The sequence below is a fragment of the Duncaniella freteri genome (assembly GCF_004766125.1).
Lineage (GTDB): Bacteria > Bacteroidota > Bacteroidia > Bacteroidales > Muribaculaceae > Duncaniella > Duncaniella freteri.
In genome coordinates, this window is record NZ_SJSA01000001.1 from 1,283,923 (window position 1) to 1,299,777 (window position 15,855).

Annotated in this window: 13 protein-coding genes; 7 read left to right on the forward strand and 6 right to left on the reverse strand. The window is 54.3% G+C overall.

Annotation, left to right across the window (positions count from 1 at the left end; translation table 11 throughout):
- The first annotated feature begins 40 nt into the window (after positions 1–40).
- The 6 genes from EZ315_RS05465 (at position 41) to trmD (ending at position 9,034) form a co-directional block, all read left to right on the forward strand.
- On the forward strand, positions 41–1,426 hold the full coding sequence (locus EZ315_RS05465; RefSeq protein ID WP_135471186.1) for a methyltransferase RsmF C-terminal domain-like protein: 1,386 nt from the start codon (positions 41–43) through the stop codon (positions 1,424–1,426).
- A gap of 70 nt (positions 1,427–1,496) precedes the next feature.
- Positions 1,497–2,609 (forward strand): AI-2E family transporter, encoded by a 1,113-nt coding sequence (locus tag EZ315_RS05470; protein WP_135471187.1) that lies wholly within the window; start codon positions 1,497–1,499, stop codon positions 2,607–2,609.
- Between the two features lie 125 nt (positions 2,610–2,734).
- Entirely contained in the window at positions 2,735–3,847 is a 1,113-nt protein-coding gene (locus EZ315_RS05475; protein ID WP_135471188.1) for an efflux RND transporter periplasmic adaptor subunit, read from the forward strand.
- Entirely contained in the window at positions 3,844–6,960 is a 3,117-nt protein-coding gene (locus EZ315_RS05480; protein ID WP_135471189.1) for an efflux RND transporter permease subunit, read from the forward strand. The genes EZ315_RS05475 and EZ315_RS05480 overlap by 4 nt, the downstream gene beginning before the upstream one ends.
- A complete protein-coding gene (locus EZ315_RS05485; RefSeq protein WP_135471190.1) occupies positions 6,957–8,306 on the forward strand; it encodes a TolC family protein in 1,350 nt (449 codons plus the stop codon). The genes EZ315_RS05480 and EZ315_RS05485 overlap by 4 nt, the downstream gene beginning before the upstream one ends.
- Positions 8,307–8,353: 47 nt before the next feature.
- Positions 8,354–9,034 carry a tRNA (guanosine(37)-N1)-methyltransferase TrmD gene (trmD, locus tag EZ315_RS05490; RefSeq protein ID WP_135471191.1) on the forward strand — a complete coding sequence of 227 codons (681 nt, stop codon included), beginning with the start codon at positions 8,354–8,356 and terminating at the stop codon, positions 9,032–9,034.
- A gap of 123 nt (positions 9,035–9,157) precedes the next feature.
- Here the strand turns inward: trmD and panB are convergent, their stop codons facing one another.
- A complete protein-coding gene (gene panB, locus EZ315_RS05495) occupies positions 9,158–9,979 on the reverse strand; it encodes a 3-methyl-2-oxobutanoate hydroxymethyltransferase (protein ID WP_135471192.1) in 822 nt (273 codons plus the stop codon).
- A gap of 460 nt (positions 9,980–10,439) precedes the next feature.
- Between panB and EZ315_RS05500 the strand changes: the two genes are divergently transcribed.
- Positions 10,440–11,120, forward strand: a complete 681-nt coding sequence (locus EZ315_RS05500; RefSeq protein WP_170957476.1) for a tetratricopeptide repeat protein — start codon at positions 10,440–10,442, stop codon at positions 11,118–11,120.
- A gap of 171 nt (positions 11,121–11,291) precedes the next feature.
- Here EZ315_RS05500 and EZ315_RS05505 read toward each other — a convergent pair whose 3' ends face one another.
- The 5 genes from EZ315_RS05505 to EZ315_RS05525 all read right to left on the reverse strand — a co-directional run bounded on the left by EZ315_RS05505 (position 11,292) and on the right by EZ315_RS05525 (position 15,727).
- Entirely contained in the window at positions 11,292–12,602 is a 1,311-nt protein-coding gene (locus EZ315_RS05505; RefSeq protein WP_135471194.1) for a DUF2851 family protein, read from the reverse strand.
- A gap of 68 nt (positions 12,603–12,670) precedes the next feature.
- Positions 12,671–13,141 (reverse strand): 6,7-dimethyl-8-ribityllumazine synthase, encoded by a 471-nt coding sequence (gene ribH / locus EZ315_RS05510; protein WP_135471195.1) that lies wholly within the window; start codon positions 13,139–13,141, stop codon positions 12,671–12,673.
- 32 nt (positions 13,142–13,173) lie between these two features.
- Entirely contained in the window at positions 13,174–14,199 is a 1,026-nt protein-coding gene (locus tag EZ315_RS05515) for a tetratricopeptide repeat protein (protein ID WP_135471196.1), read from the reverse strand.
- 14 nt (positions 14,200–14,213) lie between these two features.
- Complete coding sequence (locus EZ315_RS05520) at positions 14,214–15,065, reverse strand: PfkB family carbohydrate kinase (RefSeq protein ID WP_135471197.1); 852 nt, start codon at positions 15,063–15,065, stop codon at positions 14,214–14,216.
- A 50-nt stretch (positions 15,066–15,115) separates the two neighbouring features.
- Positions 15,116–15,727 carry an SIS domain-containing protein gene (locus EZ315_RS05525; protein WP_135471198.1) on the reverse strand — a complete coding sequence of 204 codons (612 nt, stop codon included), beginning with the start codon at positions 15,725–15,727 and terminating at the stop codon, positions 15,116–15,118.
- Between the last annotated feature and the right edge of the window lie 128 nt (positions 15,728–15,855).

Below are 15,855 nucleotides of genomic sequence, written 5' to 3' on the forward strand. Positions count from 1 at the left end.
GTAAGGCGTGCGTGCCATTCATATAAAGAACTCATCCGTCATGCTTCCTGAAAGATTCATTGAAATGCTCCGTGGTCTCCGGCTCGGAGATGCGGCAGATGCTATTGCCGGAGGTGAACCGGAGGTGTCGGTTCGTGTCAATCCGCGAAAGGCTCCTGTGTCGGTCGAAAACGCCTGCGGGCAGGTGCCATGGTGCAGAGAGGGATGGTATCTTTCCGAGCGGCCGTCATTTACTCTTGATCCTCAGTGGCATCAGGGGCGTTACTATGTGCAGGAGGGAGCCTCGATGTTCCATTCCCATGTGGTCCGCTCAGTTATCGGTTCCGATCCCTGTCCCATAACGGTTCTTGACGCCTGTGCCGCACCTGGAGGAAAGACCACGGCAGTGCTTGACGCGTTGCCCGAGGGATCGGTGGTTGTTGCCAATGAGTATGTGCCGTCGCGTGCTGCCGTGCTGCGCGAGAACATTATCAAATGGGGCTATCCCGCCGTCATAGTCACTCGCGGCGACACCGGGCAGTTTGCTCGTATGGGTGAGGTGTTCGACCTCATCATAGGGGATGTCCCATGTTCCGGTGAGGGTATGATGCGCAAAGACTCGGAGGCTGTGGAGCAGTGGAGCCCCGGACTGGTGCGCGAATGTGCCGCACGTCAGTGGGAGATCGTGACCAACCTGTGGGACGCTCTGCGTCCGGGCGGCTTGCTGGTCTACAGCACCTGTACATTCAACCGTGAGGAGAACGAGCTTACTGTCCGCCGCATTCTTGACGAGCTTGGCGGGGAGTCGGTACCTGTGCCTGTCGTAAGTGAGTGGGGCATCACACCCGCAATCCTGGAGGATGGGACGGAGGACAGTGGGATGCATTGTTACAGATTCATCCCCGGGCGAACCCGCGGCGAGGGCCTGTTCGTTTCGGTGATACGCAAGAGCGGGGAGCCGTCATGTATGCGGGCTGTCGTGCCGGAGCGCAGGTCAAAAGTCAAGGGCAAAGCCAAGGGTGCTCCGGCTGTCCCCGCCGAGGCTTCAGGCTGGCTCTCTGACCCCGGTGCATATGCGGTCTACTCCGAGGGTGAACGTGTCAGCGCGTTCCCGTCCGTTCACATGCCGCTGCTCCAGCTCGTCAGGCGTCATGTTGATGTGATCCACGAGGGTGTGTGTCTCGGCACTGTGAAAGGGCGTGATTTGGTGCCATCTCAGTCGCTTGTGATGTCGCATGCCATGCGCAGAGACGCTTTCCCCCGGGTCGAAGTCGATCGCGCCGCAGCCTTGGGCTATCTGCGGGGCGATTCTCCAGTCATGCCGTCAGGCACGCCACGCGGTTTCGTACTGCTCACATATCAGGGGGCACCGCTCGGGATGGTCAAGAATCTCGGCTCCCGCTCCAACACCCTCTACCCTCAGCCCTGGCGCATCAGGCGGATGTGAACATCGCGCCGGCAATCATTGTTGAATAGGTAGTTGCGTTTCAACATTCACTCTTATCCCCATTCTGTTTATGCCTGAAGCCGCCGAGTCAAGATATTGGACCTCCGATAGGATAATGCATCTTATCATAGGGCTGGCAGTGACATTTCTGCTCATAGTTCTCATACGTTATCTGAGCGATGTCCTTTTACCGTTCTTTGTGGCATGTTTTGTGGCATACCTCTTGCAGCCTCTTGTGGAGCTCAACCGCCGGCTGATACGTAGCAAGGGGCGGGCATTGGCGTCGATACTCACCATCATAGATGTCACAGTGGTGATAGGGCTTGTCGTCTATCTGTTTCTACCCTCGGTGATAAGCGAGCTCGATTCGCTCGGGTCGATAATCAAGAGCGTGACATCGGGACAGAGGCAGCTCCCGCAGTTCTACCGCACAGCCGTCGATTTCATAGCCCGGTACTTTGATCCTCACAATCTTATAAAGATGCTCGACGGTTCGCGTCTACAGTCGCTTATGAGCGGCGGAGCCTCGATACTTGAGGAGTCGATAGGTATTCTTATGAATGTGCTGTCGTTTCTCCTGACCCTTGTCTACATACTTTTCATTCTCATAGACTATCCTCAGATAGTAAGAGGCTTCAAGCTCATTGTGCCTCACAGGTTCCGCCAGAGGGTCATGGGTGTGGTCTACGATGTCGAGGACAGCATGAACCATTATTTTCGCGGTCAGGGGCTTGTGGCATTGTGTGCCATGGTGTTCTATTGCATAGGATTCTCTCTTGTCGGGCTCCCGCTTGCCATCCCCATGGGCATCATAGTCGGTATCCTCTACATGATACCCTATTTCCAGTATGTCACTGTGATCCCGGTGGCTGTGATATGCTTCATCTGTTCGCTCGGAGGCGAGATATCATTTATATCTATGTTCGGCAAGTGCCTTATGGTCTATCTGGTGAGCCAGGGAGTGTGTGACTATATCATCACCCCTCACATCATGGGCAAGGAGATGGGGCTTAACCCGGCGGTGATACTGCTGTCGCTTTCGGTGTGGGGGAGTCTGCTGGGGATTATAGGAATGATAATAGCGTTGCCGGTCACAGCCATAATCATGGCATACTACGAACGCTATATCAGCGAGCCTGCCCCTGTGTCGGCAGAGGATAAGGAGAAGAAGCATATTTTATGATCCCGACATTCTTTTTGGTCTTAAAAATATTAAAAACAGTTGTTTTTATGTTTATTTGACTGTAGCATCCCCCGATTGGTAGATATATTTTTCGTAAATTTGCAGAAACAGAAAATTTACGAACCATGAAATTATCTTGCATTGCCATCGTTGTGGGAGCGGTGGCACTAACACTATCATCATGTTCTGAAAAGAAAACAGCCGCGAAGGCTCAGGTGTCTTATCCCACGCAGGTAATAGACCTTGCCGACAGGACTCTTAAAAGTGATTTTGCTGCATCAGTCACAGGCTGCCAGACAGTTGAGGTCCGACCTCAGATTGACGGAATGCTCACCAGGATATGCATCCGTGAGGGTGATCCTGTGCGCAAAGGCCAGGTGCTGTTCGAGATTGACCCCGCGCAGTTCCAGGCGGCGTATGATATCGCGGCAGCCAATGTGCAGAGTGCCGAGGCTTCAGTCTCCACCGCCCGGCTGGTACTTGACAGCAATGCCGAGCTTTATGAGGAGAAGGTGATATCCGACTTCGAGCTAAATACTGCCAAAAATGAGCTTGCCGAGGCAAATGCAAGGCTTAAGCTCGCCAAAGCTGAGCTTGAGAAAGCGGCTACCAATCTGTCCTACACACAGGTGAAATCGCCTGTGAGCGGTGTGGCGAGCATGATACCCTACCGTGTGGGCGCGCTTGTCAGCCCGAGTGTGGCGCAGCCGTTGGTGACGGTGAGCGATGACGGAGAGATATACGCCTACTTCTCTATGTCAGAGAGCCAGATGCTCGACATGGTGCAGCAGTACGGTTCCATGAAGAAGGCTATCGAGGATATGCCCGAGGTGGAATTCCGTATGAGCAACGGCCGGATGTATCCGTCAAAAGGGCATATCGATGCGGTGAGCGGCACTATCAACAGTTCTACCGGAGCGTTGAGCTTCCGTGCCGTATTCCCTAACCCTGACCGCATATTGCGTGACGGAGGCACCGGCACCGTGATAATCCCCACAGCCGTGAAGGATTGCATAGTCATACCCCAGGGTGCCACCTATGAGCTTCAGGACAAGGTGTTTGTCTATAAGGTTATCGACGGCAAGGCATCATCCTCCGAGATAAAGGTGCTTTCGCAGAGCAATGGCAAGGAATATGTGGTGACCGAAGGGCTTCAGCCCGGTGACGTCATAGTGTCGGAAGGTGCAGGACTCATAAAGGAGGGGACAGTGATTAACGCTAAAACGGATGCGAAATGACGATAAAGACTTTTATTGACCGTCCCATCCTCTCGTGCGTGATCTCTGTCGCGATAGTGCTGTTGGGGCTTATATCCCTGCTGGGGCTTCCGGTGGAACAGTTCCCCGAGATTGCGCCACCTACGGTGAGTGTGAGGGCGAACTATGCCGGAGCCAATGCCGAGACCGTTCAGAAGAGTGTGGTGGTTCCCATCGAGGAGGCCATAAACGGCGTGGAGGATATGATATATATGGTGTCGTCGGCTACTAACACCGGTTCGGCGAGCATACAGGTCTACTTCAAGCAGGGCACCGATGGCGACATGGCTATGGTGAATGTGCAGAACCGCCTTGCATCCGCCCAGGGGCTTCTCCCTGCCGAGGTGACGCGCAGCGGTGTGAGTGTGCGCAAGCGTCAGACCTCGCGCATCAAGACACTCGCCCTCTACAGCCCCGACGGTACTTTCGACCAGAAGTTCCTCTCCAACTACATGAAGATAAACATCGAGCCGCGTCTGTCGCGTATCGCCGGAGTGGGCGAAGTGGATATCCACGGTGCCGACTACTCACTGCGCGTGTGGCTCGATCCCGGCAAGATGGCCCAGTACGGGCTCATGCCTTCCGATATACGCCGGGTGCTTGAGGAGCAGAACCTCGAATCGCCCACAGGCACACTTGGCGCGGAGTCCGACAACACTTTCCGCTACACGCTCAAGTACCGTGGAAGATATGAGAACGAGAGTGATTTCGAGAATCTTGTCATAAGGGCCCAGCCTGACGGATCGGTGCTCAAACTAAAGGATGTGGCTGAGATAGAGCTCGGTGCAAGGTCCTATGAATACCTCGGAGCAGTCAACGGCAAGCCCGGCACTACATGTATGATATCCCAGACAGCCGGCTCCAACGCCAATGAGATAATCGATGCTATCGACAAGGAGGTGGACAATATCCGCCAGTCCCTCCCCAAAGGGATGGTGATGGTCGATCTCATGAGCACCAAGGATTTTCTTGACGCTTCGATCGACAATGTGATCAAGACTCTTGTCGAGGCGATATTTCTCGTGGTGCTTGTGGTGTACATATTCCTTCAGAGCTTCAGGGCCACCATTATCCCCACATTGTCGATAGTGGTGTCGCTCATCGGTACGTTCATATTCCTGAATGTGGCTGGGTTCAGCCTCAATCTCATCACGCTCTTTGCCCTTGTGCTTGTGATAGGCACGGTGGTCGACGATGCCATAGTGGTGGTGGAGGCGGTGCAGGCTAAGTTCGACGAAGGGGTCAAGTCGGCATACGATGCCACGGTCGAAGGCATGAGTGGTATCACCGCGGCTCTGCTCACCACCACTGTGGTGTTTATGGCGGTGTTCATCCCTGTGAGCTTTATGGGCGGCACCACCGGTACGTTCTACACTCAGTTCGGCTTGACTATGGCTGTCGCTGTAGGTATCTCGTTGCTTTCGGCAATGACGTTGAGCCCCGCTCTGTGTGCATTGTTCATGACCCCTCACGACTCTGACGGCAAGAGCTTCTCTTCGCGCTTCCATGTGGCTTTCGATGCCGGATTCGGACGGCTTGTCGGCAAGTACTCTTCCGGTGTGAGATTCATGATTTCGCGCCGTTGGCTCACCGCGCTGCTCATACTGCTCGCCGGCGGCAGTCTCTATTACATGATGATGACCACCAAGACCGGTCTTGTGCCTCAGGAGGACATGGGCTCCATCAATATTGATGTCATGACCCCTCCCGGCACTAATCTTGACGAGACCATGAGGATCATGAAGGAGATCGACCGCCGCATTGAGGACATACCTCAGCTGATGGTCTATTCACGTACAGCCGGCATGGGCATGATGAGCGGCACCGGATCATCGAGCGGCATGTTTAATGTGAGGCTCAAGAACTGGGACGAGCGCACAGCCGATGGCGACGACATAGATTCGGTGATCGATGAGATATACCGCCGCACATCCGACATCACCGGGGCGCGTATCATAGTGTTCACCCGGGGCATGATTCCCGGCTACGGTGCGAGCAACGGTTTCGAGATACATGTGCAGGACCAGAAAGGCGGCACCATCGAGGACCTTCACCATATCACCCGACAGGTGATCGGGGCTCTTAACAACCGCCCTGAGATAGCGCGCGCCACAACATCCTTTGACACAAAGTACCCTCAGTATCTTGTTGAGGTGGATGCCTCAGCCGCCCTGCGCAACGGTGTTCAGCCGGGCGATGTCCTTGAGGCTTTGTCAGGATACATCGGAGGCTCCTATGCATCCAACATCAACCGGTTCTCCAAGCTCTACAGGGTGATGGTGCAGGCTGCGCCTGAGTTCCGTCTCGACACCAAGTCGCTCTCCAATATATTTGTGCGCAACTCCTCAGGCGAGATGACACCGATAAATCAGTATCTTAAGCTGACGCGTGTATATGGCGCGCAGTCGCTATCGCGTTTCAATCTGTTCTCCTCCATTCAGGTCAACGGCACCCCTGCGAGCGGCTATAGCTCCGGCGAGGCTATCGAGGCTGTGCGTGAGGTGTGTGCCGAACTGCTTCCTGCGGGATATGGCTACGAGTTCGGAGGCATGAGCCGTGAGGAGGCATCGTCGGCAGGTTCCACGGTGTTCATCTTTGTGGTGTGTGTGGTATTTATATACCTCATACTCTGTGCCCTTTACGAGAGCATTTTCATCCCCTGGGCTGTGCTTCTGTCAGTGCCTTTCGGATTGATGGGGAGCTTCCTTTTTGCGAGGATGTTCGGGCTGGAGAACAACATATACCTTCAGATCGGACTCCTGATGCTGATAGGATTGCTCGCCAAGACCGCTATTCTTATGACAGAGTATGCCTCCGAACGCCGTCGGGCGGGGATGTCGATAGTCGATGCCGTCACTTCCGCGGCACGGGCTCGTCTGCGCCCCATACTCATGACTTCGCTCTCGATGATATTCGGTATGATACCCCTCGTGTTCGCATCCGGTGTGGGTGCCAACGGCAATATATCTATCGGTGTGGGTACTGTGGGCGGTATGCTCATAGGCACTGTCGCGCTCCTGTTTATTGTGCCGGTGCTGTTCATCGTGTTCCAGACCATCGAAGAACGTGTAATGCCTAAAAGAATCAAGAAATGAACCGACTGCATATATTTTCCGCCCTGACTCTGCTCCTGCCGCTGCTGAGCGGATGCGGGCTTTATTCCGGATATGAGCGTCCGGCTATAGGATATGATGCGGAGCATATGTGTCTCCCTGACTCGGTATGCTCCCCGCTTGCCGCCATGAGCTGGCGCGAATTGTTCACCGACGAGTATCTTTCTGCCTGGATTGACAGCGGCTTGAACTCCAATACCGATCTGCGTATAGCGGCTCTTAAAGTGGAGGAGGCGCGCGCCACTCTGTCGGCATCCCGGCTTGCGTTCCTGCCTTCGGTGAGTATGGGAGCTGACGGCAGTGTGGGTTCCGGCTCGTCTGACAGATTCTCCATCGGGCCCTCTGCATCATGGGAGATCGATGCTTTCGGGAAGCAGCGCAATCTTAAGATGGGTGCCGAGGCTTCATGGTTTGCTTCTCAGGCTTACCGTCAGGCTGTGCAGTCGCAGCTCGTTGCCACTATTGCCGATGGATATTACACTCTGCTCATGCTTGATGAGCAGCTGTCGATAAGCGAACGTACCCTCACTACATGGGACGAGAACATACGTGTGCTCCAGGCTCTCAAACGTGCGGGGCGCACCAATGAGGCAGCCGTGCTTCAGGCTCGTGCCAACCGAATGCGTGTCGAAAGCTCCACTCTCACTCTTCGCAATCAGATTGCCGAGCAGGAGAATGCCATCCGTTCTCTCCTCCTTGATCCGGATGCCGATATGGCGCGCGGTTCGCTCAGGGAGCAGTCATTCCCCGAGTCTCTGTCGGCGGGGATTCCGATCGACCTGCTTTCCAACCGTCCCGATGTGCGTGAGGCTGAGTATAGGTTGCAAAAGTCGTTCTACGATATCAATGTCGCGCGTGCGGCGTTCTATCCGTCAATCACTCTTTCCGGCAATGCCGGATGGACCACGTCATCAGGATCAGTTGGCAATCCATCGTCATGGATCGCCAACGCCCTCGGCTCAGTGGTGGTTCCTATATTCAACCGAGGCACCAACAAGGCTAACCTTGATATAGCCAGGGCTCGGTATGAGGAGAATCTGCTTGACTTCCAGCAGAAACTCCTGGATGCCGGCATGGAGGTCAACAATGCTCTCATAGCATGGCAGACCGCCAATGGACGTCTTGCCCTTGACCGCAAGCAGATAGTGGCACTTAAGGGAGCGGTGCATAACACACGCCTGCTTATGCGCAACACCACCACCAACTATCTTGAGGTGCTCACGGCGCAGCAGCGTCTTCTTGAAGCCGAACTGTCCGAGGCGTCCGACCGTTTCGATGTGATACGTTCGGTCATATCGCTGTACCATGCATTGGGCGGAGGGCGATGACGGCTTAAAAAATTTTTGTACTTTTGCAGTATATTACTGAAACGACTATGCGTATAGATATTCTCACAGTGCTCCCCGAGATGCTCGAATCACCCCTTAACTGTTCCATCCTGAAGAGGGCGCAGGACAAGGGGCTTGTGGAGATTGCCGTACATAACCTTCGCGAGTACACCACCAACAAGCATCGCAAGGTCGACGACTATCCATTTGGCGGAGAGGCTGGTATGGTGATGCAGGTTGAGCCTGTCGACCGTGCCATAGCATGGCTCAGGGAGCAGCGTGACTATGATGAAGTCATATTCACATCCCCCGACGGCGAACAGTTTGATCAGCCCATGGCTAACACCCTCTCGCTGTGCGAGAACATTATAATCCTGTGCGGACACTACAAGGGGGTCGACTATCGCATACGCGAACATCTCATCACCAAGGAGATATCCATCGGCGACTATGTGCTCACCGGGGGTGAGATCCCGGCTGTGGTCATAGCCGATGCGGTTGTGCGCCTTATACCGGGTGCCATCGGTGACGAGCAGAGCGCGCTGAGCGATTCTTTCCAGGATAACCTTCTCGCCCCACCGGTCTACACGCGTCCTGCCGAATACAAGGGGTGGCGTGTGCCCGACATTCTGCTTTCCGGACATAAGGCGAAGATCGACGACTGGAAGCATGAGCAGGCACTCGCACGCACCCGCCTCCTCCGTCCTGACCTGTTGGGTGAGGATTGAGATTCCCGAATAAAATAACCAAGGAGAAGACAATGCCCATATGAGCTGTTGCCTTCTCCTTTGTTATTGTCTTCTGTTTTAGAGTATGTTTAGCTTTGCCTTCTTTTGAAAGCAGACAAGCTCTTAATATTGCTCCTGCTCGTTGGGGAAGTCGGACGATTTCACGTCGGTGATGTATGATCCTACAGCATCCTTGATTGTATTGCCCAGATCGGCGTAACGGCGGAGGAACCTTGGTGAGAACCCCTCGTTGATGCCGAGCATGTCATGCATCACAAGCACCTGTCCGTCACATCCTCCACCTGCGCCGATACCTATCACCGGTATGGCCAGCTCCGATGCCACGCGAGTGGCAAGATCGGCGGGTATCTTCTCCAGCACGATAGCGAAGCATCCCGCATCCTCAAGCAGATGAGCATCTTTGAGCAGCTTCGCAGCCTCAGCCTCTTCGCGGGCACGCACGTTGTATGTGCCGAACTTGTTGATCGACTGTGGGGTGAGTCCGAGATGCCCCATCACTGGGATGCCTGCCGAGAGAATCCTCTGTATGCTCTCGATTATCTCTTCGCCACCCTCCATCTTCACGGCTTCGGCGTGGCTCTCCTTCATGATGCGGATTGCTGACGACAGAGCCTCAAGGGGGTTGCCCTGATAGGTGCCGAAAGGCATGTCGCACACTACGAGCGCACGGTTGGTGCCTTTCATCACACTCTTGGCATGATATATCATCTGATCGAGGGTCATGGGCAGAGTGGTGGTGTTGCCCGCCATGACATTGGATGCCGAGTCGCCTACGAGGATGACGTCCATGCCTGCCTCGTCGATGAGTTTTGCCATCGAATAGTCATAGGCGGTGAGCATGGCTATCTTCTCACCCTTGGCTTTCATCTCAGTAAGACGGCGTGTGGTGACCTTGCGTGAGTCAAGTGCTGTATAAGTCGACATAATGAATTCTCTTTTTTGTTTAGTTAAATCCTATTGTTGTTTCAAGGTGCCGCAAAATTAATAATTTATTTCCATAAATCCACACGTTATAGGATTCGGCTCAGGGCAACCTGTGACTTATACATCCCCGGCAAGCAGCTTAGAGGCACGCCGACTCATTTCGCCGACAGGATATTTCAGGAGCGAATTCAGGTATTCCTCATCCGGTGGAAAAAGATAATCCGGGCAATAGTGTTAAAGTGTTTTAACATGATGTGATGATCGATCATGTATTTTAGAATGGGTTTTGGTGCTGATATATCATATCCGCTTATCAACTTTTGAAAACAAAGGGTAAAATTGCATCCGAAAAATTTCATACTTAGCGGAATAAATGCTAATTTTGCACCTTGGAACGGCAGATTTTTTAATAGTCAGGCGTTCCCATAGTCCCCTTCAATCTGAAAAAATACAATACACAATGGCAAATACAAATCACGAAGAAGAAACACGCACCTCAATTGACGAGGTGAACGACACCCTCACCGGACTTGGCGAGAGAGTGCAGAAGAACCCTAAGACCATCATGTATGCCTGCGTTGCAGTGGCAGCAGTGGTTATTGCGGTGCTCGTTTACGTCTATGCTGTCCGTCAGCCGGGCATCCAGAGTGCCAATGACGCACTCGGACAGGCGGATATAGAGCTGCTTATGGGCAACGACAGTATCGCGCTGGCAAAGTATCAGCAGGTAGCTGACAACCATGGCTACAAGGCAGGCGAGCTCGCAGGGCTCAACGCCGCTATCCTTCTCTATAAGGACAAGAAGTACGAGGAGGCTATAAAATACCTCAACGGTTATTCTTCATCCGAATCAATCATCAGCGCAGGGGCAAAGAGCCTTGAGGGTGACTGCTATGTCAACCTTAAGAAGTATGCCGAGGCACTTGACTGCTTCAAGAAAGCGATCAGCCTGTCTGACGGCAATCCCGCCTACACACCCGCATTCATGCTCAAGGAGGCAACCGTGCTCCGCGAGATGAAGGACTACAAGGCAGAGGCAGCCGTATATGAGGAAATCGTAAAGGAATATCCCAACTACGGTCCTCAGATGGGCATCGATGTCAAGAAATATCTTGAGCGCGCAAAAGCCCAGGCTGAGTAATATAAAAGACAGAAGAACAGGAGATCTGTTAGCCCGGAGAGCCATAGGACTATAGCTGTAAAGCCTATAATCCTTGATTCTCGCTAACAGATCTCCTGTTCTTCTGTCTATATGGATCTCTGGTCCTATAAAAAGTTCTCCAGTTCTCCTGTCTTAATATGGTTCTCTGGTCTATCTTTTGGCGCGGGCAGCCAGGAGCCTGTGCCCTATACGGCACAACAGGCAGGCATGCTTCTCGCAATACTCCCGCCGCAGCTGAATCAGAGCCTGAGAAGTGAACGCATCGCGGGCAGATATCCCCGCAGCAGAGAAAGTGCTGACTATAGAATTGCTCTCTGGAGGGAGCGTCGTAAGCCATTCGAAAGCCCTCCCGGTGAGGGCATCGTCGCCATGGCGCATACCATAGGCAATCATCAGAGGTATAGCCACATTTATTACCAGGACAGTGGCGGAGGCACGGCTCATAGTCTCGAAGGAGCGTTCGGATGCCGCACCGAACGAGAACCGGTTGGACCAATATCCGGTCAGAGGCATGCGCATCAGCTCGATAGCCTCATCAGGACACTTCGCGCTCAGGAGCCTTCTCACGATGCGGAAATCTCCGGCTACCATTGCTGCAAGGAGAGCTATGCGGCGGTAGGGGAGATTCTGAGGACGCATCCGCCCCATCTTCCATCCGGGAGAAGTGACAGGGCGCAGAGAAAATTTGTGGGCAAGGAATACATATTCTCTCACGAGGCTGTCGATATACGGATCTCCGGTAGGTTGTGGGCGGGCAGTGCCGTCAGGATCGGGCGAACAAGGCAGAAGACCTGCCTGACCGAACATCAGAGCCTCTATGGCAGTAAGAGAGTCGCTGTGTTTGCGCAGGAAATGCAGAGGCAGGGACAGAGCCATGCGCTCCATCGGCTCGGAGTTGATGCTGAAGCCCAAAGCCCGGGCGAGAGTGACGTAGAGGGTCTGTTCCCAGTCGCCGGTATAGCGTTCGAGATGGGCTATGAGCCGGTCAGCCTTGGCATATGCCCTTTCGTATGATAGGGCTGTGATCCAGTCGCGCAGATGCAGAGGGTGGATTGCGGGGATCTCCGGGGCGCATGGCAGGTCTATGTCCGAACGTCCCACAAGCATGTCATAACGTCGGTGGAACTCGGGAGAGCATCTCATCACCATCTGCGGTATTATCTCTCCGTTGCGTCGGGATATGGGTGCGTCATCACAGTCCACCACATGGAGCACCACCGAGTCGTATGCCGGATCGGAGTCATGGTGATGGCGGTGCCAGTCGCTTGCACGTACATGCATCTCTACATCCCCCGCCCAAGTGCGTTCCCCTATCTTAATTTTAGCGTTAAAGAAATCGGGACCGGCATCTGTGTTGTGCCGTCCCGGATCGATTATGGATATTCTGCGTCCGTCCACAGTGACCATATCGGCAGGGGTCAGCAGCCGATATTGCCACACATAGTGCATCAGACGCTCCATAGCTGTAATATTATGGTATGTTGTAAATTAGGTTTGCAGGTGTATGGTGCAGGTGGTGTTCGCTCACCCTACACCGAACGGTTGAAGGCTACCATCTTTATAGCTGTCTCGGCAGCTTCGGAGCCTTTGTTGCCGAGCCTGCCTCCCGCGCGGTCGAGAGCCTGCTGCTCGTCAAGCACGGTGAGCACTCCGAATATCACAGGGATGTCACATTCGGCATTCAGGTGGGTTATGCCTTGGGTGACGCTTGAGCACACATAGTCGAAATGGGGTGTGTCACCCTTGATCACGCATCCTATCACGATCACGGCATCGTATTCGCTCGATTCTATGAGCTTGGAGGCGGCAAATGTAAGCTCTACGGCTCCCGGCACAGTGAACACTCCTATCTCATCGTCGGTCAGTCCGTTCTCCTTTAGAGTGCTGACAGCACCCTCGGTGAGCGGTCCGGTGATGTGTCCGTTCCATTCGGCTGACACTACGGCTATTCTGGCATCCTCGATTTTGGGGAGAGAGGATGTGGGTAGGTGGGTTGACATTGCTTTATGTGATAATGTTGTTTCCAGTAGTTTTATTTAGGGAACACCTTGTGCCAGAGGCTGAGAATGTCGAGCGACCGGCTCTTGGCGTGATACAGTGCATCCACTATCAGGCGGTGCTCGTCAAGGGCGTTTATCTTTGTCGCCTTATGGAGCATGGTGTTGAGCAGGTGCACACCTTTCTCGCGCATCGCGCTCACTGAGAGCATTGACTTCCCAAGAGCTATGGAGAGCCTTAGCTGATGGAGCGTGAATGCCGGCTCCAGGCGTGTGAGATATTTAAGGGCGCGGGAATAGTATTGTATAGCCTCGCGGTGGCGGCCCATGCGGGCGAGAGTGTCCCCCTCGGCGGTGAGTGATTCCACTAAGCGGGCAGCGGCATCCTCCACCCCTGAGTTGAGCATCTGGAGATAGGATGAGGTGGCAGCCTGATAGTGGGCGAGCAGTTCGGCCTGCTTCACGCGGTTGCGGTATACCGAGGTGGCTCCGTTGAGTGCCATTACGTGAGGCGACGCGTATCGGTCGGGATTGGTCTTGGCGAGCCGCTCAAACACCTTGATGGATTTCTCCACCTCACGTTCCGCCTGTTTGAACTCCCCCCTCTCGCCGTGGAGATGGGAGATGTCGTAGAGCAGGCATCCGAGCACCTGGAGGAAAGGGGTGTCCTTGCGCTTGGGGTCGCGTGCAAGCAGCGACAGGGCACGTGCGGCAGTCACTGCCGCATCGTCAAGCGAATTCTGTTCGATATGAAGAGCCGTCAGTATCTGTAGTATTGCGGCATGGAGTATGATGCGTTGCGAGTCATTCTCCCCCTCGGAACCGGCTGCTGACAGCACGGAGTCCATTTCGGCAAGAGTGGATGTCACCTGGGCAGCCTCGTCAGCGGCGGTCCCTGCTGCTGCAGTCGTGCGCAGCGTGTCATATGCCGTGTCGAAATCTGTGCCGAGCAAGGAGGATATGCTGTCCTCGGGGGCGCGTACCTTCTTCAGCCGAGCACGGATATTGGCTGTGTCGGCTGTGGCGGGTAGGAATACTGGTTCGAGCGAAAGAGGCTTCATATGTGGCTTGGGTTTTATTGGTCAGAGAGTCGTGAGCGGGCGGTTTCGTTGGCCTTTGCCATGATGTCGTCAGGATCGCTGATTTTTTCTGTGAGAGCGCGCACAGCTCCTGCTATGGCACCGGCGGTCCATGTGAATTCATCGTTGGCAGTGGGATGGCAATCGAATGTCCAGGACCTGTCGCCGTCGAAGAATCTCATGGTGAGAGACGAATAGTCCAGTATCAGGCACCTGCGGCAGTAGAACAGGATGTGCCCGCTGAATGCCGTGGCGGGGTCTTCTCCGGGGAAAAGGGCGTCAAGGTCCTTTACGGTTGCGATCACGAGGCTTGCTGCTTCCAGATTGTCCCACACCTCAGGCATGATGCGTGTGGTGCGCGACACCTGGCGCGGATCGAAATAGGGGAGATACACTGTCTCTGCCTTGCGTGCGCGTGCGTGGTCGAGAAGCTCGATGATGCGGGAGTGATTGCGCTTGTCAAGGACCATGTATGATCCGTACACAGTCACATCCCCCTCGTTGACTCGCGGCCACACAGGGTTGACCGGTTCGGAAGGGTATGCCGAATGAAGCACGGCGCGGTTGTCGCCGGCTGCTGCTGAGGTGATGCGCACCGGGCTTGCGCCTTCGGTGAAGCGGTCAACGGATGTGGTGTCGATGTGTGATTTCTCAAGGGCGGATATTATATGGTCGCCCACCGCGTCGGCGGCGGTTTCCCCTACGAAGCATGTCTCCACGCCCATCTCTCCGTCGATCATGGCGGCTGCCACGAGACGGTCGCCGACCCTTGTGGCGGCTGCTCCGTCACATTGTTGCGGGAGTGTGACATTGAGCGACAGCTCTCCTATAAAAATAGCTTTGTTCATTGTCCGTAATATTCGCTTTCACCCGCCTTAAGGGGGTGCATATGGGTTGCTCAGTATCCTGATTCTTTGCGTGACTTGTGTCCGAGGAAGCCTCCGTGATGACGTTTGGAGTACTCTTTTGAAGAGAGGCCTATGAGATTCATCACATTGACTATGAGCACATCGCCGATAGCTGTCATCACAGTGGTGGATGTGGTGGGGGTGAGCCCGAGCGGACACACCTCCGGGGCTCCTCCTGTAAGTAGAGTAACGTCCGACAGGCGTGATAGTTCACTCTCGGGATTGCCTGTCATTGCAATCACCGGGATCTCGGGATGGAGATCCTTGGTCAGAGCGACGAGGTCAAGCATTTCGCGGGTGGTGCCCGAGTTGGAGATCAGGAGCATCACGTCGTTGGGCTGAAGCACCCCTATGTCGCCGTGCTGTGCCTCGCCGGGATGCAGGAACACTCCGGGTGTTCCGGTGGAGGAGAATGTGGTGGCGATGTTGAGGGCCACCTGCCCTGCCTTGCCCATGCCGGATGCCACGAGCTTGCCTCCGCGACGGTGCACATGTTCGATTATGAGCTCTATGGCGCGGTCATAGTCCTCACTGTAGGGTATGGAGAGAAGAGCCTTGGCTTCATGCTCCAGTATGTCATGCATAGACTGTTTGATAGTCATGTCAGATATGGTCTTATTGTATAAGCACAAAGTTAAGAAAATTTCCATAGCCCGACAAAATACTTGGGCTTAAAATTAGCGTTTCAGAATATGCTTTTGGCTTGCAGTCATCGGCTTATTGTAGGTCG